Here is a 24,372-nt window from a genome sequence, read left to right on the forward strand (position 1 = left end):
CTTTCGGCGGCCGGGCCCGCTCATAGTGCCGCAACCCGCCGAGGAGATCGCCCAAACGTGACCCCACTAAGTTCCGACTACACCGCCCGCCACCTCTCCGTCCTCGAGGGCCTTGAGGCGGTCCGCAAGCGGCCCGGTATGTACATCGGCTCGACGGACTCGCGCGGGCTCATGCACTGCCTGTGGGAGATCATCGACAACTCTGTCGACGAGGCACTCGCGGGCTTCGGCCAGAGCATCACGGTGATCCTCCACGCCGACGGCTCCGTCGAGATCCACGACGACGGCCGCGGCATCCCTGTCGACGCCGAACCGAAGACCGGGCTCAGCGGCGTCGAGGTCGTCTTCACGAAGCTTCACGCAGGCGGGAAGTTCGGCGGGGGTTCCTACACCGCCTCGGGCGGCCTCCACGGCGTCGGCGCCAGCGTGGTCAACGCGCTCTCGGCCCGGCTCGATGCCTACGTCGACCGCGGCGGCAAGACGTACAAGATGTCCTTCCGCCGCGGCGAGCCCGGCCGGTTCACCGATGGGAAGTCGGTCTCGCCGACGGCGACGTTCGAGCCGTTCCTCGACAGCTCGCGCCTTGAGGTCGTGGGGACAACCAAGCGCGGCGTGACCGGCACCCGCATCCGGTACTGGGCGGACCGGCAGATCTTCACCCCCGACGCCAAGTTCTCCTACGAGGAGCTCGAGGCGCGGGCCCGCCAGACATCCTTCCTGGTGCCCGGGCTGCGGATCACCCTGCGCGACGAACGGCGGCTGCCCGGCACGCCCGGCGAGGCCGGACCGGTCGAAGAGGTCTTCCAGCACGACGGCGGCATTTCCGAGTTCGCCGAGTTCCTCGCCGTCGACGCCGCAGTGACCGACGTGTGGCGGATCCAGGGCTCCGGGCGGTTCAAGGAGTCGGTGCCGGTGCTCGATGACCGGGGCCACAGCCACATGGCTGAAGTGGAACGCGACTGCGACGTCGACATCGCCCTGCGCTGGGGCATCGGGTACGAGACGACGATGCGCAGCTACGTGAACATCATTGCCACACCCAAGGGCGGCACCCACCAGAGCGGGTTCGAGCAGGCGCTGCTGAAGACCTTCCGCAAGGTCATCGAAGCGAACGCGCGCAAGCTCAAGGCCGGCAACGACAAGATCGAGAAGGACGACGTCTTCGCCGGCCTCACCGCCGTACTCACCGTGCGGCTCGCCGAACCGCAGTTCGAGGGGCAGACGAAGGAGATCCTCGGCACCTCGGCGGTGAAGGCGATCGTGGCAAAGGTGGTGGAGAAGGAGATTACGGCACGGCTCAACTCAACGGCCCGCGGCGACAAGACCCAGTCCGCGCAGCTGCTCGAGAAGGTCGTGGCCGAGATGAAGTCGCGTATCTCGGCGCGCGTGCATAAGGAGACCCAGCGGCGCAAGAACGCCCTTGAGACCTCCTCGATGCCCAGCAAGCTGGCCGACTGCCGGATCGATGATCCCGAACGCTCCGAACTGTTCATCGTCGAGGGCGACAGCGCCCTGGGAACCGCGAAACTCGCGCGGTCCTCGGACTACCAGGCGCTGCTGCCCATCCGCGGCAAGATCCTCAATGTCCAGAAGGCCTCGGTGGGCGACATGCTCTCCAACACCGAGTGCGCGGCACTCATCCAGGTGGTGGGCGCCGGGTCGGGCCGCAGTTTCCAGCTCGACGCACGGCGTTACGGGAAGGTCATCCTCATGACCGACGCCGACGTCGACGGCGCACATATCCGCACCCTGCTGCTGACGCTGTTCTTCAGGTACATGCGGCCGCTGGTCGAGGCGGGACGGGTCTATGCGGCTGTGCCGCCGCTGCACCGCGTCGAGGTGATCAATCCCGGCTCGAAGCCGAACGAAATGGTTTACACCTACTCGGAGCAGGAGCTGCACCGGCTCCTTGCCGCCATGGAGAAGTCGGGCAAGCGGTTCAAGGAACCGATCCAGCGGTACAAGGGTCTTGGCGAAATGGATGCCGGCCAGCTGGCGGAGACAACAATGGACCCCCGGCACCGGACGCTGCGCCGCGTGCGCATCCAGGAGGCGGAGTCTGCGGAGCGGGTCTTCGAATTGCTGATGGGAAGCGACGTGGCACCGCGCAAGGACTTCATCGTGGCCGGCGCGGCGACGCTCGACCGCGAGCGCATCGACGCCTGACACAGGCGCCGGCAGGGCCGCCGCCTGCGTCAGCCCAGCAGTTCCGGGGCGATCAGCACAAGCGGCGGCACGACGAGCAGGAGCCCGGCGGAGCCGAGCGCGGCCCCGCGCTGGAGGATCGACAACGGCTTCAGCGGTGTGAGCAGCCGGCGCAGGCGGTGAACGGTCGTGTGGACCGCGTCCTCCGGTGCGCCCTCCCCGGCCGGCGCCAGGGGCTGCAGGTTCTCCACGGCCGGGGCCGACGCATCGGGCAGCGCGCCGGGGGACCCGGAGGCGACAACCGCGATGGCACGCACCAGCGCCGCCTCATCCACCCGGCGGAGCGCCTGGTCGTCCGCGAGCATTTCGATGAGCTCGGTGACGGCCGCCTGTGCCAGCCGGGTTGTCGGCAGCCAGGGCAGCGCCGCCCGCCACGCGGCGAAGGCCCAGAGCAGCAGGTGGTGGCGCTGCTGCAGGTGCGCGTTCTCGTGGATGAGGACGGCGTCGAGTTCCTCCTGGGAGAGCAGCTCGAGGAGCCCGTCCGACAGGACCGTGACCGAGCGCGACCCGCCGGGCAGGCAGTACGCCACTGGGGCCGGATGGTTGATCACGAGGGTGGCTGGGCTGCCGTGTGCCGGTGAACTCAGCAACCCGAGCATGTCCCGGTGGCGCCGGCGCTGCCGCTGGATCCGCACATAGGTGAGCATGAGGGTGAACACGAGGTGTGCTCCGAGCAGGGTTGCCGCGCTCAGCGCGAAGACGTGCACAATCCCGAGGGTTTCAGCCGGACGCCCCTCGGCCAGAATGAGCCACAGCCCGCCCGCGGCGGAGAGCAGGTTGTCCCCAAGCGGTTCGAGTCCCCACACCAGCATCGCGCCGATCATCGAGAGGCCACCGGCGAGGGCGATTGACTGCCAGAGGATCATGGCGGTGAACGGCGACCTGGCCGGCCATGCCGCACGGGAGAGGGCGATGGGCACCGGCCACGCGAGAAGCACCGCGAGGGCGGCCAAGAAGTATGACGCCCAGAACACGGTGTGCTAGCTGCCGAGCAGCTTGCGCAGTGTCTGCGCTTCGGCCTCCGAGACGCTGCCGATGAACCGGGCCAGAACCGCTTCACGGTCGGGAGCCGTGGCGAACACTTCGTGCATCAGCTCGGCGGTGTGGTCGGCACGGCTGGTGACGGCCTTGTACCGGTGCGGCCTGCTGTCGCGTTCGCGCTGAACGAGGCCCTTTTTCTCGAGCCGGGACAGCACGGTCAGGACGGTCGTGACCGCCAGTTCCCGGCCGGTTTCGGCTCCTTCGGGAACGAGGGCAATGGCGTCGCGCAGCTCATTTGCGGTGATGGCTCTGGGGGTTCCCCACAGCAGGTCCATCACTGTCCGTTCGAGGTCTCCAAGTGTTGCCATGATCTTCCTTTGACGAAATCCGATGTCGTGTGTCGGCGGTGCCGATCACCTATGGGGGGAGCCCCGGGACTGCCTATGGGTATAACATACCGCGTTTCGGCCCACGTTTCTACACCTCGTAGAATCGCTCTGAAAATTGTTCTACGCTATGTAGAAGAAGCTTTCTACGAGCTGTAGAAATGATGCCGCGGGAGCGCGGAGAACGTGAAAGGGCCCTATGGAAGCCTTGGAGATTGCCCGGTGGCAGTTTGGAATCACAACCGTCTACCACTTCCTCATGGTCCCGCTGACCATCGGCCTCGGCCTGCTCGTAGCGGTGATGCAGACCCTCTGGTACCGCACCGGGGACGCGGCATACCTGCGGATGACGCGTTTCTGGGGCAAGCTCTTCCTCATCAACTTCATCATGGGCGTGGCCACCGGGCTGGTCCAGGAGTTCCAGTTCGGCCTTGCCTGGAGCGAGTACAGCCGGTTCGTCGGCGACGTCTTCGGCGCACCCCTGGCCATGGAGGCCCTCCTCGCCTTCTTCGTGGAGTCCACCTTCCTCGGCCTCTGGATCTTCGGCTGGGAGCGCCTGCCCAAGCTGCTCCACCTGCTGTCCCTGTGGGCCGCTGTCCTGGCCTCGGTCCTCTCTGCCTACTTCATCCTCGTGGCCAACTCCTGGATGCAGCACCCGGTCGGGTACGCCCTGGTGGACGGCCGCCCCGTCCTGAGCGACGTGTGGGCGGTGCTGACCAACAACACCGCGCTCGTGGCCTTCCCCCACACCGTGTTCGGCGCGCTGGCCGTCGCCGGGGCGTTCCTGCTCGGCATCAGCTGGTACCACCTCTGGAAGCGCCGCAACGACGGCATCGACACCGTCGACGCGGACGGCAGGGTCCAGGCCGGCGCCGGCACCCCCGCGGCCCCGTCCCGGGACGCGGCCGACCACCGCGTCTGGCTGCGCTCGGCACGGCTCGGCGCCGTCGTCGCGATGATCGCCTTCGCCGGAACGGCCGTCTCCGGCGACCTGCAGGGCAAGCTCATGTTCGAGCAGCAGCCCATCAAGATGGCCGCCGCGGAGGCCGCCTGCCACGACGGCACCGGATTCTCCGTGCTCTCCATCGGCAACCTCGGTTCCCAGAGCTGCGACGACATCGTGGCACTCATCGAGGTGCCCGGGGTGCTCTCCTTCCTGGCCAACGGCGACTTCACCACCGAGGTCAAGGGCGTGAACACCCTGGTGCCCGAATACCAGGAGAAGTACGGCACGCACCTGCCCGACAACCCGATCTACGGCGAGCGCGCGGGCACCGAGATCGAGTACCTCCCCGTCCTCGAGGTCACCTACTGGGGGTTCCGCATCATGATCGGCTTCGGCGCGATCGCCGCCATGGCGGCAGCCGCCGCCTTCTGGGTGCTGCGCAAGGGCACGGTCCCGCAGTCGCGGTGGCTCATGCGGCTCGCCGTCTTCGGCATCCTCGCCCCCTTCGGCGCCAATGCCGCCGGCTGGATCTTCACCGAAATGGGCCGCCAGCCCTTCGTCGTCGCACCCAACCCGGACTTCGCCGGCATCGACAGCGTCTTCATGTTCACCGCCGCCGCGGTCTCGCCGGGGGTCACCGTTGCCGAACTCCTCACCTCCCTCGTGGCCCTCACGCTCGTGTACGCGGTGCTGCTGGTAATCGAGGTGCGCCTTCTCTTCACCTACGTCCGGGGCGGGGTGGCCGCGGCCATGCCCGAACTCGCCCACACCCCGGAAAGCCACGACGACGGCGGCGCACACCGCGCCGACGACGGCGACGTCCTCTCCTTCGCGTACTAAGAGCCGTCCTTCGCGGCTGAGACAGAAAAAGGTATCAACGCATGTCCGAGGCACTTCCCACCATCTGGTTCGTCCTCATCGCCGTCCTCTGGGCCGGCTACCTCTTCCTTGAGGGCTTCGACCTGGGCGTGGGCATGCTGATGAAGCTCGTCTACCGCACCGATTCCCAGCGCAGGGTCCTGCTGAACACCGTGGGGCCCGTCTGGGACGGCAACGAAGTCTGGCTGATCACAGCCATCGGCGCCATGTTCGCGGCGTTCCCCCTCTGGTACGCCTCCCTGCTGTCATCGCTTTACCTGCCGTTCCTCGCAGTGCTCCTCGGCCTGATCTTCCGGGCGGTCGCCTTCGAATGGCGAGGCAAGGTCGACAGCCCCGCATGGCGGAACCGCTGGGACTGGGCGATCGCCCTTGGCTCCCTGACCGCCGCCGCCGGCATCGGAGCAGCGCTGGCCCTGACCACCACCGGGCTTCCCATCAATGCGAACGGCGACCGCGAAGGCGGCCCCTTCGCCTGGTTCAGCGGCTACGCACTGCTCGGCTCCGCCGCCGTCGTCCTCTTCTGCCTCGTGCACGCTGCGGCGTTCCTGGCGCTGAAGACCGACGGCGACGTGCGGCACACGGCACTGCGGGTGATGCGGCGGCTGCTGCCCGTTGCGCTGCTGCCGATGCTCGCCTGGGCGGTCGTCGTGCAGGTCCGGGGCGGAACGCTGCTGACCGCCGCCGCACTCGTCCTTGCCGCCTGCTGCGCCGTCACCTCCTTGCGCTCGGCCCGCCGGAACCGCGACGGCCGGGCCTTCGCGGCGCTGGGGTCCGCCATGGTACTGACGATGGGCGCGATCTTCGCCGCGGCCTTTCCCGTGGTGCTTCCCTCGACCCTCGATCCGCTGTTCGACCTGACGGTCGAAACCGCGTCGTCCTCCCCGTACACGCTCACCGTCATGAGCATCGTGGCAGCCTTCGGACTGCCCCTGATCCTGGCCTACCAGGGCTGGACCTACTGGGTGTTCCGCCGCCGGATCTCCGAGCGCAGCATCCCCGCGGCCCACGCCGTGACCCCGCTGTGAGCACCCAGAGGGTGCGGACCGGAACGGAAAGGCCCCGCCGGAAACCTCCCGAAGGTCCGGCCGGTCCGGTCGGGTCGGCGCCAGCGGTGTACCTGCTCGGCGCTCTCGCCGCGGCAAAGGCCGCGGGGCTGGTGCTCGTGGCCCAGGCCCTCGCCTCCGGGCTCGCCGCCCTCGCCGACGGGCGGCTGGAGCCGGGAACGCTCCTGCTCGAGGGCGCCGCCGGCGTCGCGCTGCGCACCGTTGCCGCCTGGGGCCAGGACGTCACCGCCGCGCGGCTCGTTGTCGGCGTGAAGGAGCGGCTGCGCCACGCCGCCCTGGAGCGCATCGTCGGCGACGGCGGCACCGCCGCCCTCCCTGCAGCGGGTACCGGCGGGCACACTGTGCGCGGTGCTCCCGTTGCCGCCGGAACGGGGGCCCTGAGCGTGCTGCTGACCCGCGGCCTCGACGGGCTCGACAAGTACTATACCCAGTACCTTCCCGCACTCGTCACCTGCGGCGTCGTCCCGCTGCTGATCGGAGCGCGGATACTCGCCGCCGACTGGGTCAGCGCCCTCATCATCCTGTTGACCGTTCCCCTGGTCCCGGTGTTCATGATCCTGATCGGGCTCCACACCGAGGACCGCACGCGGGATGCCGCGGCCGCCCTGGCACGCCTGTCGGACCACCTGCTCGAACTGGCCAAGGGCCTGCCGGTGCTTGTGGGCCTGGGGCGGGCCGCGCAGCAGACCCGGGCACTGCGCGACATCGCCGACAGTTCCTCCACGCGCACCATGGCCACGCTGCGCACGGCGTTCCTTTCCTCACTGGCCCTTGAGCTGATCAGCACCATCTCGGTGGCCGTCGTGGCCGTCTTCGCCGGTGTCCGGCTGATCCACGGCGACCTCGGGCTCGAAACCGCCCTGCTCGCGCTGATGCTGGCCCCCGAGTGCTACACGCCGCTGCGCGAGGTCGGGGCCGCCCACCACGCCAGCGAGGACGGCAGGGAGGCCGGCGCGCGCGTCCGCGCCATCCTTGAGGCACCCCGGCCCCGCCGGGGACAGCACGGGGCTCCGGCGCCCGTCGCGGTCCGGGACCTCACGGCCCGCTTCAAGGGTGCCGGCGCGCCACTGTTTTCGGGACTCAGCTTCACCCTCGGGGAGGGAACCAGCACTGCCCTCACCGGCCCCAGCGGGAGCGGCAAGTCCACCCTCATGGCACTCCTCGCCGGCACCACTGCCGCGCCTCCCGGGCTGGAGGTCACGGGCACGGTCTCCGGCGCGGCGCCGGGTTCGGTGGCCTGGGTCCCGCAGCACCCCGAATTCCTCCAGGACACCGTGGAGCAGGAGCTCGCCCTGTACGCCGGGCTGCCCGCCGGCCACCCCGCGCTCGCCGACGGGCTCGCCTCGGTCGGCGGGCAGGGCCTGCTCGGCCGGCGGACCGGCGAACTGAGCTCCGGCGAGGCGCGGAGGGTCGCCGTCGCACGCGCCCTCCTGCGCACCCGGCACCAGCCCGGGGTAGGCCTGCTGCTGCTCGATGAACCGACGGCCCATGTCGACGCGGCGTCAACGGAAGCCATCCGCGCGGTGCTGCGCGGGCTCCGCGGGAGTGTCACGGTGCTGATGATCGCCCACGACGAGGAGACCGCAGCAATCGCCGACGCCGCCGTCGTCCTAGGCGGGCCCGCTGCCGCGGCCGGCGGTTCGGCCTCCAGCGCGTCGCCGGGAGCCGCAGGGACACCCGGCACTGCCGTTGCCGCCTCCGGACAAGCTGGCCCTTCGGACTCCGGCAGGATGGGCGCCGCAGGTCCGGACCCGGCGGCCGACGGGCGTCCGGCCTCCGCCGCAGTGGACAACGAACCCCCGGTGCATCCCGGACCCGCCGCCCGTCTGCGGACCGTCCTGAGCCTGGTCCGGCCGTGGGAGCCGCGTTTCCTCGGTGCCGCAGGCCTTAGCCTCGGCGCGTCCCTTTTCGCAGTGGCACTGACGGCCCTGTCCGGTTGGCTGATCGTGCGGGCGGGCGAGCAACCACCCATCCTGTACCTGCTCACCGCCATCGTGGGGGTCAGGTTCTTCGGCATCGGACGCTCCCTGCTGCGCTACTGCGAGCGCCTCGCCCTGCACCGCGCCGTCTTCGCCCGGGCTGACGAGGTGCGCCTGCGCGTGTGGGAGGGCCTCCTCGGCCGGTCCGAGTCCTGGCGCACTGTCTCGCGCGGGTCCGGCGGCATCGAGTCCCTGGTGGGGGACGTCGACGAACTGCGCGACCTGACTCCCCGTGCGGTCCTTCCGCCGCTGACGGCGCTCCTGACCGGAGCCGCCGCCATCCTGACCACTGCACTGCTGCTTCCTGAGGCGCTGGGGTGGCAGCTTGCGGCCGCTGCAGTGGCGCTCGTTGCGGCACCGGCAGCAGCGGTTCTGGCCGACCGGGCCGCCGGTGCCGCAAACTTGGCGCGGAGGGCAGAGTCGCTGGAGCACACGGCGCGGCTCCTGCGCGCCGCCCCCGACCTTGCGGTGAACGCTGCCGCGGGCAGGGCGCTGGACCGCTGGAAGGCGCTCGATCACGGTGCCGCCCGGGGCCTGCGCCGCGTGGCCTGGGCCGCCGGCACCGGCCAGGGCCTCGTCGTGCTCGCCTGCTCTGCCGGCGCCCTCGGGGTGCTGTCGGTGTCCGGCGGAGTGCCGGCCGATACCGCAGCCGTCGTGGCCCTGATGCAGTTGGCGCTGATCGAACCCTTCGGGGCGGGGGCCGCTGCCGTGCAGCACTGGGGGCCGCTGCGGGCGGTCGCCGCACGGATCCATCCCATCCTTGCGCCGCGCCCCGCCCGGCAGGACGGGCCCGCGCCCTCCCAAACCCGGACGGTGGGCGCCGGGCAGAACGCCCCCCGCCGCGGCCGCTCCGGAAGCCCGCGGCATCCCGAGGGGAAGATTCGATCGGGAGAAGCCCACTCCGCGCGGGAGGGGCAGCCTGGTCCCGGCGGCCGCACCGGCACCGGACCCATCCGTTCCCTCGCACTGCAGGACGCGGCGGTCGGCTACGGACCGGACCGTCCGGTCGTGTCGGGGGTCTCGCTCTCCCTGACGCCGGGCCGCTGGACCGCCCTCACGGGCCCTTCGGGCAGCGGCAAGTCGACCCTGATCGGAGCCATGCTCGGGTTCCTGCCGCTGGCCTCCGGAAGCCTCCTGGTGAACGGCAGGACGGTGGCCGGAGGGGATCCGGTGCTGCGCAGGATCGCGTGGTGCCCCCAGGAGAGCCATCTCTTCAACTCAACCATCCGGGCCAACCTGCAGCTCGCACGGAACGACGGCTCACCGATCCCCGAAGCCGAACTCGTGCGGGTGCTGCACGCCGTGGGCCTCGGGTCCTTCCTTGACCAGCTCGAGGACGGCCTCGACGCGCGGGTGGGAGCGGGCGGCAGCCGGCTCAGCGGTGGACAGCGGCAGCGGCTCGCCGTCGCCCGGGCACTGCTGACCGACGCCGACGTCCTGCTGCTCGATGAGCCCACCGCGCACCTCGATTCGGCCGGCGCCCGCGCGCTCCTGCACGACCTGCGGCTGGGACTGACCGATAAGGCAGTGCTGCTCGTGACCCACGACGTCCGTGAGGCCGCCCTGTGCGAGGAGGAGGTGCGGATCGGAGGCGAGACCGGCGGGGATGTTCACTCCCACGGGGGTGACCTACGCTGGGCGTATGAGCGCGTCTGAGACTTCCGCCCTGCCCGACTCCCTCTCCTGGCGTCCCATCACGGCGGAGGACATCGACCAGTGGCATGGTCTGATCCTCCGGATGGCGGCCGAGGACAAGCCCGACTGGATCGAAGAGCGCGTCGACCTGGAGCAGGCCCTGGCGTCCTCGAAGAACGATCCGCGCAAAGACACAATCCTCGGCGTCGACCCTGAGGGCACCGTCCGCGCGTTCGGAAGGGTGCTCATGAACCCCGGCTCCGTCAAGACCCACAGCGCCGGCGGGGTGGATCCCGCGTGGCGGCGGCGCGGCATTGGACGCGCCGTTTTCGCCTGGCAGCAGCGCCGCGCGCAGGAGCGCCTCGCCGGCGCAGGCGTGGCGGGCGGGGTCCTGCGGACCTACGTGGAGGAGAGCAACCCCTCGCACGTGGCGCTGCTTAAACTCACGGGGAGCACCGTCGTCAGGTACTTCACCGAGATGACCCGCCCCCTCACCGAACCGATCCCGGAGCTTCCCTTTCCTGCGGAGCTGGACCTCGTGACCTTCAACGAGGCCATTTCGGAGGAGGTGAGGCTCGCGCACAACGACGCCTTCGGGGACCACTGGGGCAGCGAACCGCGCGACGAGGAGGCATGGGGCTTCGTCACCGCCCACCCCGAGTTCCGGGCCGACTGGAGCCTGGCCCTCGTGGAGCAGCAGACCGGGGCGGTGGCCGCCTACCAGATGGCCAGTTATGACCCCGGCTCGGTTGAACTGCTCGGCCGCGCCGAGGGCTACACGGACCTGCTGGGGGTGCGCCGCGCCTGGCGGGGCCGCGGCCTTGCCCCGGCGCTGCTGGCGGAGGCAATGAAGCGTTTCCGTGACGGAGGCATGGACAGCGCCGGCCTGGGCGTTGACACGGAGAACCCCTCGGGCGCCCTCGGCCTGTATGAGCGGATGGGCTACGTTCCCACGCAGCGCTCGCTGGTGTTCGACCTCACGGTGACCTGACCCGCGCCGGACGACCGCGAGCCCCGCGCCGGTGTCCGGCGCACCTCGGAATGACTGGCGCACCCGGAAACGACGAACGCACCCGGAAATCCGGGTGCGTTCGTCACTTTGCGGTGCGAAGGGCGTGATCGGCTGCGGCTAGGCCGAGGGCACGCCGTCCTCCGCCGGCCAGGCCAGGCCGGGGCCGACGGCCTCGATCTGCTGGGTGAGCGCGATGCCCGAGCCGTCGCGGCGGCCGTGCTCGGTCGGCAGGGCGCGTGCAACGCCGTTGGCCGTTGCCGCCTTCGCCGGACCGTGGCCCGCCCAGGCAAGCGCAAGCGCGTCCTCGCCGCGCAGGAACCGGTGCGCCCGCACCCCGGCGGTGGCACGGCCCTTGGCCGGGTACTCGGTGAACTCGGTGACCTTCACGGAACCGTGCGAGGTGCCGGGCAGCGCGTCGCTGGAGGTCGCGAGGGTCACGACGACGGCGGCGGGGTCGTCGGCGCCCACCGCTCCGAAGAACACTACGGTGTCGCCCACTGCAAGCTTGATGCCGCTCATCCCTCCGGCGGTGCGCCCCTGCGGGCGGACAGCCGAACCGGCGAAGCGCAGCAGCTGCGCCTGGCGGGTGATGAAGACCAGCTGGTCGTCGTCCCCGGCGGGGGCGATGCCGACCACGGAGTCCTTCGGCTTGAGCGAGATGACCTCCCAGTCGTCCCGGTTGAGCGGATAGTCGGGGGAGACCCGCTTGACCACGCCCTGGGCGGTGCCAAGGGCCAGCACGGTGTTGAGCGGGGCAAGGCCGACCAGGGTCTCGCCGCGTTCGAGCGTGATGAACTCGCGGGCAGGCACCCCGCCGGCCAGGTTGGGAACCCCGGCCGTGGGCGGCAGGGACGGCATGTCCATCACCTGCAGCCGGATCATCCGGCCGGCGGAGGTCACCGCGGCGATCTCGGCGCGGGCGGTTGTGGCGATGATCGACCGGAAGGCGTCATGCCGGATCCGTTGTCCCTCCCCGAGCGGTTCGCGGTCCCCGGTGCGGGCGAGCTGGCCCGATGTCGAAAGGACCACCCAGCACGGGTCGTCGGCGATCTCAAGGGGAAGGACCGCCTTGGCGCCCCGGCCGGCGGCCTCGGGCAGCGCCGAGCCCTTCAGCGGGGCCGCGGCCTCCGATTCGAGGAGCACCGTGCGCCGGGGAGTGGCGAACTCGGCGGAAATCACTGCGAGCTCATCGGAAACCAGTGCCCGCAGCAGTTCCTCGGAGCCGAGGATGCGCTCCAGCTCCTCGATCTCCCGCCGGAGCTGGTCCTGCTCCTTCTCAAGCTCGATGCGCGAGTACTTGGTCAGCTGGCGCAGGCGCAGCTCGAGGATGTAGTTCGCCTGGATCTCGGAGAGGTCGTAGATCGACATGAGCCGCTCCCGGGCAGCGGCCGCCTCGTCGGAGGAGCGGATGATCTGGATGACCTCGTCGATGTCGACAATGGCGATCAGCAGTCCCTCCACGAGGTGGAGGCGGTCCTTCTTGCGCCCGAGCCGGTAGGCGGTGCGGCGGCGCACAACGAGGATGCGGTGGTTGATGTAGACGTGGAGGAGCTCGAGCAGGCCCAGGGTGCGCGGCTGGCCGTCGACAAGGGCCACGTTGTTGATCCCGAAGGAATCCTCCATGGGCGTGTGCCGGTAGAGCTGGGCGAGGACGGCGTTGGGGTTGAACCCGTTCTTCAGCTCGATCACGAGGCGCAGGCCGTGCATCCGGTCGGTGAGGTCGACGATGTCGGAGATGCCCTGGAGCTTCTTGGCGTTGACGGCGTCCTTGATGCGCTCGATGACCTTCTCGGGGCCCACCGTGTAGGGCAGCTCGGTGACGACGAGCCCGGTGCGGCGCGCGGAGAGCTGTTCAACCTCAACCTTGGCGCGGGTCTTGAAGGAGCCGCGGCCGGTCTCGTAGGCGTCGCGGACCCCGGTGAGGCCCACGATCTTGCCGCCGCTGGGCAGGTCGGGTCCGGGAATGAAGCGCATGATGTCATCGAGCCCGGCGTCGGGGTTCGCGATGAGGTGGCGCGCGGCGGCGATCACCTCGCCGAGGTTGTGCGGGGCCATGTTGGTGGCCATGCCGACGGCGATGCCGCTCGCCCCGTTGACCAGGAGGTTCGGGAACGCCGCGGGGAGCACCTCGGGCTGCATCAGCTGGTTGTCATAGTTGGGGACGAAGTCGACGACGTCTTCGTCGAGGTGGTCGGTCAGGCTCAGCGCCGGGGCGGCGAGCCGCGCCTCGGTGTACCGGGGGGCTGCGGGGCCGTCGTCGAGCGATCCGAAGTTTCCGTGTCCGTCGATCAGCGGCAGGCGCAGCGAGAAGTCCTGGGCCATGCGGACCATCGCGTCGTAGATGGCCGCGTCGCCGTGCGGGTGCAGCTTGCCCATCACTTCGCCGACAACGCGGGCCGACTTTACATGCCCGCGGTCGGGGCGCAGCCCCATGTCGGTCATCATGTACAGGATGCGCCGCTGCACCGGCTTCAGGCCGTCGCGCGCATCGGGGAGCGCACGCGAGTAGATCACCGAATAGGCGTACTCGAGGAACGAGTCCTGCATTTCGGATTCAACATCGATGTCGATGATGTTCTCGGTGAAGTCTGCGGGCGGGGCTGAATTTTGGCGCTTGGCCATGGCGGTGGTGGTTCCTCAACTTGGATCTGGGGCTGTTTCTCGCATGGGCAGGTCCGCTCTACTGACGGTTGCGGAGGATGCCCACTACGCTGAGTCTATGGTGGCAGACGGACATTACCCCGAATATTGGGAGGCTGATGTCGTCCTGCGGGACGGCGGAACGGGGCACCTGCGCCCGATTGCCCCCTCCGACGCCGACGCCGTCCAGGCATTCCACGGGCGCCAGTCCGAGAACTCGATCTACCTGCGGTTCTTCACCTACAAGGCAAAGCTCAGCGAAAAGGAGCTCAAGCGCTTCACCGAGGTCGACCACCACGACCGCGTGGCGTTCGTGATCACCCGCGGAGCCGACATCATCGGGATCGGCCGCTACGACCGGCTCGACGACCCGACCGAGGCCGAGGTCGCGTTCAACGTGTCGGACTCCTACCAGGGCCGCGGCGTCGGCTCGATCCTCCTTGAGCACCTCGCCACGGCCGCCCGCGAAAACGGGATCCGGCGCTTCTCCGCCGAGGTCCTTCCCGAAAACCGGAAGATGATCAGCGTCTTCGCCGACGCCGGCTACGAGGTGAAGCGCCACTTCGACGACGGCGTGGTCATGCTCAATTTCGACATCGACCCCACCCGCAAGTCCCAGGCCGTCATGGAGGCGCGCGAACACCGGGCCGAGGCGCGCAGCGTCGCGAAACTGATGACGCCGTCCTCCGTTGCGGTGATCGGCGCCAGCAGGAAATGGGGGACCGTCGGGTACTCCCTGCTCGAACACCTCGTTGAGGGCCGGTTCACCGGGACGGTCTACGCGGTGAACCCGGAGGCCTTCGAGCTTCAGGGCATGGTGTCGCACGCCTCCCTGGCGGAGATTCCCGGACCGGTGGACCTGGCGATCATCGCCGTCCCGTACGACCAGGTGGACAAGGTGGTGGGGGAGTGCGCCGCAGCCGGCGTCCGGGGCCTGCTCGTCGCGACGGGCGGCTACGCGGAGGACACCGAACAGGGCCTCGCCCGCCAGCGCGGGCTCGTCCACACTGCCCGGGCCCACGGCATGCGGGTTGTGGGGCCGGCCTCGCTGGGGCTCGTCAACACGGACCCTGCGGTACGCCTCAACGCGTCGATGGCGCCCGCGCTGCCCCGGCGCGGCAGCCTCGCCCTGTTCAGCCAGTCCGCCGGCCTCGGGGTGCTCCTCTACTCGGCGGCCAGCCGGCGCGGGCTCGGTGTTTCGTCGATCATCTCCGCCGGCAACCGGGCCGACGTGTCCGGCAACGATGCGATGCAGTACTGGGAAGACGACGCCGCGACCAGCGCCGTCGGCCTCTATCTCGAATCGATCGGCAACCCGCGCAAGTTCTCCCGGATCGCGCGCCGCCTCGCCCAGACCAAACCGGTGATCGTCGCGAAGTCCGGGACCACCGGAATGCAGCTTCCCCCAGGGCATGCCGTGCGCGTCACCCAGGCCCCGGCCGGGGCGCTCGACGCGATGCTCCGCCAGTCCGGGGTGATCCAGGTCGAGACAACCGAACAGCTCATGGACGTCGCGCAGATCGTCGCCTCGCAGCCGCTGCCGGCCGGCCCCGGGGTCGCGGTGTTCAGCAACTCCTCGGCACTCGGCAAGGTCGTCGCCGACGCGGTTGCCGCCCACGCCATGACCGTTGCAGCCGTCGTCGCGGACCTCGACCTCGACGCCGGGCAGTCGGTTGCCCTTCCCGCCCTCGAGGCGGCCCTCACAGCGGCCCTGGCCGACGAGTCGGTCCACTCGCTCATCCTCGCCACCCTCCCGGCGCGCGGGCTCACGGCCGAGGCAGTAGCGGCGCGGCTTCAGGCCCGCGGGGAGGCCTCCGGCAAGCCGGTTGTTGCATCGTTCACCGGAATCCTCGACCCGGCACTGCAGCTCGACGGGCTCGTTGCCGCCCAGCCGCAGGCAGGGGCGGAGGCCACCTCCAACGGCCGGCGCCAGGGCGACGGGCCCGGAACCGCCGACGACGCCCGCGCCGGCACCGACCTGCAGCGCGGCGTGCCGTGCTTCGCCAGCCCGGGTGCTGCCGTGTCGGCCCTCGGCGCGGTGGTCGGCTACACCGCCTGGCGCTCCCGCGACCACGGCGAGTTCACCGATGTGCCCGGCACCGCCGCCGACGCCGCCGACGCCCAGCTCGAGGCCATCCTCACCCGGGTCACCGGCGTCGGCCTCACCCGGCTCACCGGCCCGGAGAGCGCTGCCCTGCTGGCCACCTACGGCATCGACCTGCTGCCCTCGGAAAGCTTCGCCTCCGCCGACGACGCCGTCGCCGCGGCCGAGCGCCTCGGGTGGCCGGTGGCGCTCAAGACGATGGACGAGCACCTCCGGCACCGCCTCGACCTGGGTGGAGTGCGGCTGAGCATCGACAACGCGGAGTCGCTGCGCCGGAACATCCTGCAGATGGAGAAGGCGCTTGCCCCCTTCGGCAGCTTCGGCATGGAAGTTCAGTCAATGGCACCCTCGGGGCAGGCGTGCACCCTGCGGGCGATCGAGGACCCGCTGCTGGGCCCGGTGCTCTCCTTCGGCCTGGCCGGCGACGCGGTGAACGTCCTCGACGACTGGGGGCACGGCGTGCCGCCGCTGAGCACAGTCAACGTGGCGGACCTCGTGCGCTCGCCGAAGGCCTCGATCAAGCTCTTCGGCTACCAGGGTCTCCCTCCCGCGGACGTTGCGGCCATTGAGGACCTCGTGGCCCGGGTGGCGCTGCTCAAGGACCGGCACCCGGAGATCGCCCTTCTCGAATTCAACCCGGTTCTTGTCTCAACCGCGGGGCTGTCAATCCTCAGCGCCCGCATCGAAGTGGGCAATCCCCGCCAGCGCACCGACAGCGCCCGGCGTGCGATGCGCGACTAGGCCGGACAGGACCGCGGGTTAGGCAGAGCGCGGGCGGGTAGGGGAAACTGGACTAATGACCCTCTCGCTTTCCCCGCAGCGCCGTGACCTTGACGCCTCACTTGAGCGCGCGGGCTTCTACCCGCGCCTCGTGGCGGACGTCGTCCACGACGCCCTCGACGGCCGCGAACCCCTCTCGCACGTTGTCCACCTCGAAACCCACTTCGAACGCACCGAGGTCCACCGCCACATCACCGTACTCGTGCTGACCGAGGACATGCTCGTCATCACCCACGTCGATGACCAGCAGCTCGACGACGCCGGGGAGCAGGTCACAGCGCAGATCTCCACCGAATCGGTGCCGGTCAGCCAGATCCGCTCGGTGGTCCTGAGCTACCTTTACGCGCAGCCCCAGGACTACAAGCCGTCGGACCAGGCGCGCGAGATGACCCTGGCCATCGCATGGTCGGGCGGCCAGCGCCTCGACATGGGACCGGCAGCGTGCGGGGACCCCCAGTGCGACGCCGACCACGGGTACACCGGCACGATCGCCCAGGAGGACATCGTGCTGCGCGTCAGCGCCGAAGCCGACGGCGTCCAGGCCGTCCAGAACGCCAAGTCGTTCGCCCGCGCACTCCGCAAGGTGAACACCGCAAGCTCGGTTGCCCCAGGTGTCGTCCTCACCTCTGAACGCACGGGCCGGCGCCAGCCGGGCTTCGGCGGGCGTTTCACCCGGGCCCACCACGACCGGTAGGGCCGATGACGACCCTTTCGGTGCACCGCGAACCCCTTCCGGCGGCCCCGGCCTACGGGAGCGGAACAGTGGCCGAGGTGATGACAAGCGCGGCCGCGGCGCTGGGCCTCGAACAGTTCTCCAATGCCCTCAGCCTTCCTGCCGCCCGGCGGGTCTGCGTCGTCATGGTCGACGGGCTCGGGCTTTCGCTGCTGAAGAAGCGCGGCGGTCACGCCCCGTTCCTGCGCGGACGGCTCGAGGGCTCCCGTAAACTCAGTGCCGCGTTCCCTTCGACGACGGCCGCCTCCCTGGCCAGCCTCGGCACCGGACTGCCGCCGGGGAAGCACGGCATGGTCGGTTATGACGTGCTCGACCCCGCCCAGGACAAAGTGGTGAACATGCTTGGTGGCTGGGACGCCGGCGTTGACCCGTTCACGTGGCAGCCGCACCCCACGGTGTTCGAACGGGCCGCCTCGGAGATTCCGGTGGTCACTGTCAGCCAGCCGCGGTTCGCCGATTCCCCGATGACCCGGGCCGCCCTGCGCGGCGGAACGTTCAAGGCCGCGGGCACCGTCCAGGCGCGCGTGCGGGCGGCCGCCGAGCTGCTGGCGGGGTCGCCGACGATGCTCATGTACTTCTACCTGAACGACCTCGACAAGGCCGGGCACCGCCACGGCAGCGACTCCGCGGACTGGGTGGACCGTCTCGAAGACCTCGATTCCGCGATGCGCAGCCTCGCCCGGTCGGTTCCCCCGGACACCCTCCTGCTGCTGACGGCCGACCACGGCATGGTCGATGTAGCGCCCGAGGCCCGGTTCGACTATTCGGCCGATCCCGGCCTCGTTGACGGTGTCGCACACACAGCGGGGGAGCCCCGCATGGTGCATCTGTACTGCGAGCCGGGGCTTTCCGCGGCCGGGCGCGCGCAGCTGCGCCAGCGCTGGCAGGACGCCTACGGGCGCCACGCGTGGGTGCTGACCCGCACCGAGGCGGTCGAGGTCGGCCTGTTCGGCCCGGTCGATGAGCCGGTGCTGCCGCGGATCGGCGACCTGCTCATCGCCGCACGGGAACCCATTGCCCTGTACGACACCCGGCGGGTTTCCGAGGCCGCCCTCGAGGTCGTCGGCCAGCACGGGTCGATGACGCGCGCCGAACGCGAGGTTCCCCTCCTGACCCTTAACCGACCCGCCGGCAAGCCCAAGGGTGCCGGCACCAAGAACACCGCCGGGAGGCAAAAGCGTGGCTGAACTGGTTTTCTTCAGTGGAACCATGGATTGCGGCAAGTCGACCCTTGCCCTGCAGATGGATCATAACCACCGGGCGCGCGGGCGCAACGGAGTGCTGTTCAGTTCCCACGACCGGGCCGGCGAGTCGATGATTTCGAGCCGGCTGGGCTTGAGCACCGCGGCCGTCGAAGTGCTTCCGGCAACAGATTTCTGGGTGGAAATCACCGGGCGCCTCACCCGTGGCGCCCGGGTGGACTACCTGATCTGTGATGAGGCGCAGTTCTACACCGGCCAGCAGATCGAGCAGCTGGCCCGCGTGGCCGATGAGCTGGCGATCGACGTGTTCGCCTTCGGCATCACCTCGGATTTCCGCACCCGCCTGTTTGCCGGGTCGCAGCGGCTGATCGAGCTGGCCGACCGCATCCAGACCCTCCAGGTCGAGGCCCTGTGCTGGTGCGGAAAGCGCGCCACCCACAATGCGCGCACCGTTGACGGTGTCATGGTTGTCGAGGGGGACCAGGTTGTCGTTGGCGACCTGGAGCAGAATGCGCTTACGGGCGCCGGTGCCGCAGGTTCCGCGGCCGCAGCGGCCGGGGCCGGTCCGGTCACGGGTTATGAGACACTGTGCCGCGGACATCACATGCGGCGGCAGACCGCCCGCACATCGAACACCCTGGTGGGCAATGAAATGCCGCTGCCCTTCGACGCACCGCCCGTTGGCGAACCGGTCCGGATCTAGACGGACCTGGACAGGCCTCCCCAGGTCCAGGCACATCCCGGCTGACTCAGCCTGACTCAGCCGGGAAGACGGCGCCCGACAGGGTCTCCGCCCCAGGGCGGGCGGGGATCCCTAGGGCGGGCGGGGATCGGCGGGCTCTCGATTCCGCAGCCAGCGAGCCGAGCGGCGCCGTGCACCGGCGGGTGGTGGCCGCGCCGGACGCTAGTCGCCCTTGGTGCCGAAGACGATCTGGTCCCAGCTCGGAACGCTCGAGCGCTTCGGCTTGATCCTGCGGTCCGCTGCCTCCTCGGCCTTCCCGCGGCCACCCTCGGGCTTTTCGTCCCCGCCCTCGGCGCGCCGGCTGTCGGAGCCCTGCGCCTCCCGGGGCTCTTCGGACGTCCCGGCCTGCCCCGCAGGGGCCTCTCCGGTCGGGCGTGCGGGCCGGGCGAAGATGCTGATCTCGCGCGTGTCGGTGCTCACGCCGTCGTAGAGCCGCGGCGTGCCGTCGGAGTGGTGGCTCAGCTGCTCGTCGTCCTCGTGCTCGGGCAGCGGGGGAGCCAGGCTGAGGCCCGGGGCCGGGGATTCGGCCGGCTGCGCCGGTTCGTCACCGTCGTCGACCCCGTCGCGCGGATGCGCCGCCGGGATGCTGCCGCGGGTCAGGAGTTCGGCGAGGGTGTCATCGCCTTCCTCGTCGACGCCAATCCGCTGGCCGCGCCGCGAGCGCAGGACATCGAGCAGGCCGTCGGCGTCGTCGGCGGGGATGGGGGCCGCCTCCTCTTCCTTTTCGGCCTCGAAGTCAAAGACCCGGTCGGCCACGGCGCTGAGGCGCCGGGCGGGAAGGGGGCCGTCGAGCGGTTCGAGCTCGCTGAGCAGCTGCGCCCAGCGGTTGGCATTCACGACGGTCTTGCGCGACGGGTTGAAGGTCCACTGGGCCGGGGGCTCCTCGCCGACGTTCACGGCCGCGCCCTCGGGAAGCGTGAAGCGGGCAACGACGTTCCAGGCACCGTCGGTGCGCCGCCAGGAGTCCCATTCGACGCTCTCGGGGTCGACCCCGTACGCCTCAAGGCGGAAGGCGACCATTTCGCCGAGCTGGGCCGGGTTCTCCCCGAACGCGGAGCGGTATCCGTCGTGGGAGGGAAGGGCCGAGGCAACCTCGACCTTCTGCGCGAGGTAGGCCATGTAGTCGCGCTCGGCGCGTACCGGCCCCTCGTAGCGCAGGATCGAGGAGAGTTCGATGCCGGTTTCGTCGGCGATCCCCTGGGCGGTGGCGCCGCTGCGGATCCGGGCCTGGATTTCCCGCGGCGTCAGGTGCGCGCCCTGCCCCGTGGGGCCGGCGGGCGCGGCGGGAGCCACCCTCGTCGACTGCCGGGTACCAGCCACGCGGAGTGCTTCATTGATCGGCAGACGGAAGGTTGACCCTCCATCGCCGCTTAGCAGCAGATGTTCGCCATCCTCATGGACACCCACCAGGCGTAGCTCCTGCATTAAATATCCTCCAGCCGACGGTCATTACTACCTAAAACTGTGCCATTGAATGCCGGGCATTCCTACTACACCCGCTGGTGTGGCGCGGATCTTCTGATCCTGGAGCGGGATTAGCCGCGCCAAGAGCCCCGATGATGGTGCAGATGTGGGTATTGTTTCCCCAGCACCGGACCGCCGCTTACCTGCGGCCGCGCCGGGTGCGTCAGGACTCTTCGAGGAACCGGGGGAAAGAGGATTATGGCCACCGACTACGATGCGCCGCGACAGGCCGAGGACGACGTCAGCGCGGACTCCCTTCCGGAGCTGAAGGCACCGGCCCCGAAGACGGTGCTCATTGACGAGGATGAAACCGAGATGGCCGACTCGTTCGAGCTGCCGGGGGCCGATCTTTCAAGCGAGGAGCTCGCGGTCCAGATCCTTCAGGCGCAGGCCGACGAATTCACCTGCTCCTCGTGCTTCCTCGTGCGGCACCGCTCGCAGATCGCCCGCGAAAAGAACGGTCAGCTGTACTGCAGCGACTGCGAAGGCTGACGCCGGACCGCCGGGGATCGACCGTCGGGGACGGACCCCTAGGACGTCAGCGCCTTGACGAGCTTCTCCGGGTGCTTCGAGGAGGTCAGCCAGTACGGCGTGCGGTCCTCGGGATCCACGACCTCGATCCGCACCACCGGGGAAATCCATCCGCGGATGCACAGGTAGGCGAGGCCGTTGAGCCCGGGGCCGCGCTGGTGGGTGGCCTCGTCGCCGGTGAACATCTGGACGGCGCCGAGATACTTGCGCTCAATGCTTGCCCTGCCGACGGTAAGCGTCGTCGGGGTGACGAGGATGCGGGGGGTCGAAAGCACCAGCAGGGTGCCGAGCACCACCGCGATGATTGCTGCGGCGGCGAATCCGACGGTGAGGTCGATGGGGGCGAAGGTCACGATCGACGCGCCCGCGACCCCCGCTGCGATCAGCCAGATCCACAGCGAGGGCCACAGCTTCTCCTCGTACAGTGCGACGTCCTGGACTGACCCTTCGGCGGTTGGTGGCATGGAACTACCTTTGCACTTTTTCGAGGTTCTTTCATCCCGGCTCCCACGCCGACCGAGCCGCTCAGGCGCTAAAGTGGAAGGCTGTACGCTGAAGCGGCCAACCCACCACACCGGGCTGGCCCGCGCGCGGGCCGCGGGGGCCGGATGCCGCTGCCGGAAAATTCATTCGACGCACCATGTTGGAGACGCACGTGCTTGAGACGCAGCAGGACCTGGCAGTGGAGATCGTGATGCTCGACGCCGGTTTGGAACCGCCCGCCTACGCGAAGCCCGGTGATGCGGGAGCCGACCTCCGCAGCCGCATCGACTTTTCGCTCGCCCCCGGGGAGCGCAGGCTCATCCCCACGGGCGTGTCCATCGCCCTGCCCGAAGGCTTCGCGGGCTTCGTCCATCCGCGCTCGGGGCTCGCGGCCAAGCACGGGCTGACCATCGTCAACGCGCCGGGCACCATCGACGCCGGCTACCGCGGCGAGATCCTCGTGTGCCTGCTGAACACCGACGCTGACCAGACGGTCCACCTCGCCCGCGGCGACCGCATCGCGCAACTCGTTGTGCAGCGCGTGGAACGGGCCGTCTTCGTGCCTGTTACCGCTCTGTCCGAGTCGGTGCGCGGCGCCGGAGGGTTCGGCTCAACGGGCGGCTACTCCGTCGTCCCGCCCGCTGCCCCGCAGGCCCCCGGTGAGTGATGTGCGCCCCGGCGCGGCCTCAGCCGAGCCCCCCAAAGCCCGGAAGCACACGATGCTTTCCTATTCCACACCTCCACAGAAAGGGACCCAGCAATGGTTTTTGGGCGCCTGAAGAAGAAAAAGCAGGATGCCGAAGCATCCACCCCCGACGCCGGGACGGACGGCACCGCGGCCCCTGACGAAGCGCCCGCCGGCGACGCCGCTGAGCCCGCTTCCGCAGCCGCAGGCTCGACGACGGACACCGACCGGAGCATCACGGGGCCGTTCGACTCCTCGGAGAAGGACTCCGCCCACGGGTACATCGACCTCGGCGCGCTGCGCATCGGCGCCGCCGAGGGGCTCCAGCTGCGCCTCGAGGTCGAAGAGCGCACCAAACGCGTCATCGCCGTAACCCTCGACCTCGGCGGCTCAACGCTGCAGCTCCAGGCGTTCGCCGCGCCCCGCTCCGAAGGAGTGTGGGACGAGATCCGCCAGCAGATCGGCGTATCCGTCGGGTCGCAGGGCGGAACCATCGAGGAGCGGCAGGGCAACTTCGGCACCGAACTCATCGCTAAACTGCCGGCCCAGACCCCCGACGGCCGCAGCGGCGTCCGGATTGCGCGCTTCGTCGGAGTCGACGGTCCGCGCTGGTTCCTCCGCGGCGTCTTCGGTGGCCCCGCCGCCATCGACGCCGACGCCGCGGCGCCCGTCGAACGGCTGTTCCGCAGCGTCGTCGTGGTGCGCGGGGACCACCCGCTTCCGCCGCGGGAGCTGCTCCAGCTGCGCCTGCCCAAGGAAGCCTCGCCGACGCCGCCGGCTCCGGAACCGGCCCGTCCCGGAATCGATCCGCTCCAGCGGGGCCCCGAAATCACCGAGATTGGCTAGCTCAGCCCGGCCCGGACCGCATCGGGCCACCCGGCAGGAGCCGGGTGCAGGTCCCGGCATCGGCCGCGGGCGGGTGCGCGGGCGGGGGCTGATCGACGGCGTCACCATCCAGCCCCGCTCGGCGGCACCGCGGTTCACCGCGATCGTGCGGATCGAAGGCGATCCGCGGCTGGAGGGAGCACGCGTGCGCCTGGTGTGGATGGGCCAGCGGCGCGTCCCGGGAATCGAGCCGGGCGCCGAAATCGCCTTTGAGGGCATGGCCAGCGCCGTGGAGGGCCTGCCAACCGTGTACAACCCCCGCTATGAAATCATCGGACGCCCTGAGGCTCCGTAGTGAAGAGGCACTGTAAATGAACGAGGACCAGCACACCGAAGGCCCCTCAAGCGCGGGCGGCGCCGGCGGGCAGCCGACGCCGGAGGCCCTGGCATCCCAGTACGCCGCGCGGTCAGGGGTACGCCGCAACGCGCAGGGCCACATCGACGTCCTCTCCTCAATCGGCGGAGTGCAGGGACTCGCCGAGAGCATCGTCCCCGGGCTCGTCTTCACGGTGCTGTTCACGATCACCCAGGACCTGCGGCTGTCCCTCATTGCCTCCCTGGCCGCCGCGGCCGTGTTCTCCGCGATCCGCCTGATCTCCCGCAAGCCGCTCACCCAGGCCCTGTCCGGGCTCGTCGGCATCGCCTTCTGCGCCTTCGTCGCCCTGCGCACCGGCAACGCCGAGGACTTCTTCCTTCCCGGCTTCTACATCAACGGCATCTACATCGTGGCAATGGTGGTATCGATCGCGGTGCGCTGGCCCGTCGCCGGCCTCCTCTTCGGCTTCATCCGCGGTGAGGGCATCGAGTGGCGCAAGGAGCCGGCTCGGGTGCGCGCCTACGCCATTGCGACCTGGATCATCGTGTCGGTGCTGGCACTGCGGCTCGCCGTCCAGCTGCCGCTCTACCTTGCCGGAAACATCCCGGCCCTTGGCTCGACGCGCGTGGCGATGGGCCTGCCGCTTTACGCCCTCGGGCTGTGGCTGGCCTGGCTCATTTCGCGCCCCGCACCGGTTCCGCCCGCCGACCGGAGCTGACG

General features: G+C 69.9%; 19 protein-coding genes. 14 read left to right on the forward strand and 5 right to left on the reverse strand.

Annotated features, from left to right (window positions below):
• Nucleotides 1-57 precede the first annotated feature (57 nt).
• Nucleotides 58-2,166 carry a DNA gyrase/topoisomerase IV subunit B gene (locus tag AC4D2R_RS12310; RefSeq protein WP_490940229.1) on the forward strand — a complete coding sequence of 703 codons (2,109 nt, stop codon included), beginning with the start codon at nucleotides 58-60 and terminating at the stop codon, nucleotides 2,164-2,166.
• A gap of 29 nt (nucleotides 2,167-2,195) precedes the next feature.
• On the opposite strand, the gene AC4D2R_RS12315 is transcribed toward AC4D2R_RS12310, so the two are convergent.
• Entirely contained in the window at nucleotides 2,196-3,179 is a 984-nt protein-coding gene (locus tag AC4D2R_RS12315) for a M56 family metallopeptidase (protein WP_490940230.1), read from the reverse strand.
• Nucleotides 3,180-3,185: 6 nt separating this feature from the next.
• A complete protein-coding gene (locus AC4D2R_RS12320; protein WP_490940231.1) occupies nucleotides 3,186-3,554 on the reverse strand; it encodes a BlaI/MecI/CopY family transcriptional regulator in 369 nt (122 codons plus the stop codon).
• 217 nt (nucleotides 3,555-3,771) lie between these two features.
• Between AC4D2R_RS12320 and AC4D2R_RS12325 the strand changes: the two genes are divergently transcribed.
• From AC4D2R_RS12325 to AC4D2R_RS12340, 4 genes are all read left to right on the forward strand, one after another.
• Nucleotides 3,772-5,358, forward strand: coding sequence for a cytochrome ubiquinol oxidase subunit I (locus AC4D2R_RS12325; protein ID WP_490940232.1), 1,587 nt, complete (start codon nucleotides 3,772-3,774; stop codon nucleotides 5,356-5,358).
• 41 nt (nucleotides 5,359-5,399) lie between these two features.
• Complete coding sequence (gene cydB / locus AC4D2R_RS12330) at nucleotides 5,400-6,422, forward strand: cytochrome d ubiquinol oxidase subunit II (RefSeq protein WP_490940233.1); 1,023 nt, start codon at nucleotides 5,400-5,402, stop codon at nucleotides 6,420-6,422.
• A gap of 86 nt (nucleotides 6,423-6,508) precedes the next feature.
• Nucleotides 6,509-10,096, forward strand: coding sequence for a thiol reductant ABC exporter subunit CydC (gene cydC / locus AC4D2R_RS12335; protein ID WP_490940234.1), 3,588 nt, complete (start codon nucleotides 6,509-6,511; stop codon nucleotides 10,094-10,096).
• Nucleotides 10,083-11,066, forward strand: a complete 984-nt coding sequence (locus tag AC4D2R_RS12340) for a GNAT family N-acetyltransferase (protein WP_490940235.1) — start codon at nucleotides 10,083-10,085, stop codon at nucleotides 11,064-11,066. The genes cydC and AC4D2R_RS12340 overlap by 14 nt, the downstream gene beginning before the upstream one ends.
• Nucleotides 11,067-11,204: 138 nt before the next feature.
• On the opposite strand, the gene AC4D2R_RS12345 is transcribed toward AC4D2R_RS12340, so the two are convergent.
• Complete coding sequence (locus tag AC4D2R_RS12345) at nucleotides 11,205-13,709, reverse strand: DNA gyrase/topoisomerase IV subunit A (protein ID WP_490940236.1); 2,505 nt, start codon at nucleotides 13,707-13,709, stop codon at nucleotides 11,205-11,207.
• A 97-nt stretch (nucleotides 13,710-13,806) separates the two neighbouring features.
• Here AC4D2R_RS12345 and AC4D2R_RS12350 point away from each other — a divergent pair, with 97 nt between their 5' ends.
• Genes AC4D2R_RS12350 through AC4D2R_RS12365 form a run of 4 tightly spaced genes read left to right on the forward strand, consistent with a single transcriptional unit; the run spans nucleotide 13,807 to nucleotide 19,249 of the window.
• The gene (locus tag AC4D2R_RS12350) at nucleotides 13,807-16,572 is read left to right on the forward strand and encodes a bifunctional acetate--CoA ligase family protein/GNAT family N-acetyltransferase (RefSeq protein ID WP_490940237.1); all 2,766 of its coding nucleotides are present in this window, start codon (nucleotides 13,807-13,809) and stop codon (nucleotides 16,570-16,572) included.
• Nucleotides 16,573-16,627: 55 nt separating this feature from the next.
• The gene (locus AC4D2R_RS12355) at nucleotides 16,628-17,305 is read left to right on the forward strand and encodes a DUF5998 family protein (protein WP_490903584.1); all 678 of its coding nucleotides are present in this window, start codon (nucleotides 16,628-16,630) and stop codon (nucleotides 17,303-17,305) included.
• Between the two features lie 5 nt (nucleotides 17,306-17,310).
• Nucleotides 17,311-18,531: an alkaline phosphatase family protein gene (locus AC4D2R_RS12360; RefSeq protein ID WP_490940238.1), complete on the forward strand. Its 1,221-nt coding sequence runs from the start codon at nucleotides 17,311-17,313 to the stop codon at nucleotides 18,529-18,531.
• The gene (locus AC4D2R_RS12365) at nucleotides 18,524-19,249 is read left to right on the forward strand and encodes a thymidine kinase (protein WP_490940239.1); all 726 of its coding nucleotides are present in this window, start codon (nucleotides 18,524-18,526) and stop codon (nucleotides 19,247-19,249) included. Before AC4D2R_RS12360 ends, AC4D2R_RS12365 begins: the two co-directional genes overlap by 8 nt.
• Before the next feature lie 201 nt (nucleotides 19,250-19,450).
• Here the strand turns inward: AC4D2R_RS12365 and sepH are convergent, their stop codons facing one another.
• Nucleotides 19,451-20,713, reverse strand: coding sequence for a septation protein SepH (gene sepH, locus AC4D2R_RS12370; protein ID WP_490940240.1), 1,263 nt, complete (start codon nucleotides 20,711-20,713; stop codon nucleotides 19,451-19,453).
• Nucleotides 20,714-20,950: 237 nt separating this feature from the next.
• Between sepH and AC4D2R_RS12375 the strand changes: the two genes are divergently transcribed.
• A complete protein-coding gene (locus AC4D2R_RS12375) occupies nucleotides 20,951-21,244 on the forward strand; it encodes a DUF4193 domain-containing protein (protein WP_490940241.1) in 294 nt (97 codons plus the stop codon).
• Between the two features lie 38 nt (nucleotides 21,245-21,282).
• Here the strand turns inward: AC4D2R_RS12375 and AC4D2R_RS12380 are convergent, their stop codons facing one another.
• Nucleotides 21,283-21,747 (reverse strand): DUF3093 domain-containing protein, encoded by a 465-nt coding sequence (locus AC4D2R_RS12380; protein ID WP_490940242.1) that lies wholly within the window; start codon nucleotides 21,745-21,747, stop codon nucleotides 21,283-21,285.
• A 176-nt stretch (nucleotides 21,748-21,923) separates the two neighbouring features.
• Here AC4D2R_RS12380 and dut point away from each other — a divergent pair, with 176 nt between their 5' ends.
• The 4 genes from dut to AC4D2R_RS12400 all read left to right on the forward strand — a co-directional run bounded on the left by dut (nucleotide 21,924) and on the right by AC4D2R_RS12400 (nucleotide 24,370).
• On the forward strand, nucleotides 21,924-22,433 hold the full coding sequence (gene dut, locus AC4D2R_RS12385) for a dUTP diphosphatase (protein WP_490940243.1): 510 nt from the start codon (nucleotides 21,924-21,926) through the stop codon (nucleotides 22,431-22,433).
• Nucleotides 22,434-22,526: 93 nt separating this feature from the next.
• A complete protein-coding gene (locus tag AC4D2R_RS12390) occupies nucleotides 22,527-23,297 on the forward strand; it encodes a DUF3710 domain-containing protein (RefSeq protein WP_490940244.1) in 771 nt (256 codons plus the stop codon).
• Nucleotides 23,290-23,631 carry a single stranded DNA-binding domain-containing protein gene (locus AC4D2R_RS12395; RefSeq protein ID WP_490903576.1) on the forward strand — a complete coding sequence of 114 codons (342 nt, stop codon included), beginning with the start codon at nucleotides 23,290-23,292 and terminating at the stop codon, nucleotides 23,629-23,631. The genes AC4D2R_RS12390 and AC4D2R_RS12395 overlap by 8 nt, the downstream gene beginning before the upstream one ends.
• A gap of 16 nt (nucleotides 23,632-23,647) precedes the next feature.
• Complete coding sequence (locus AC4D2R_RS12400) at nucleotides 23,648-24,370, forward strand: DUF3159 domain-containing protein (protein WP_490940245.1); 723 nt, start codon at nucleotides 23,648-23,650, stop codon at nucleotides 24,368-24,370.
• Nucleotides 24,371-24,372 lie beyond the last annotated feature (2 nt).

It is taken from the genome of Arthrobacter sp. TJ-217, assembly GCF_058269255.1.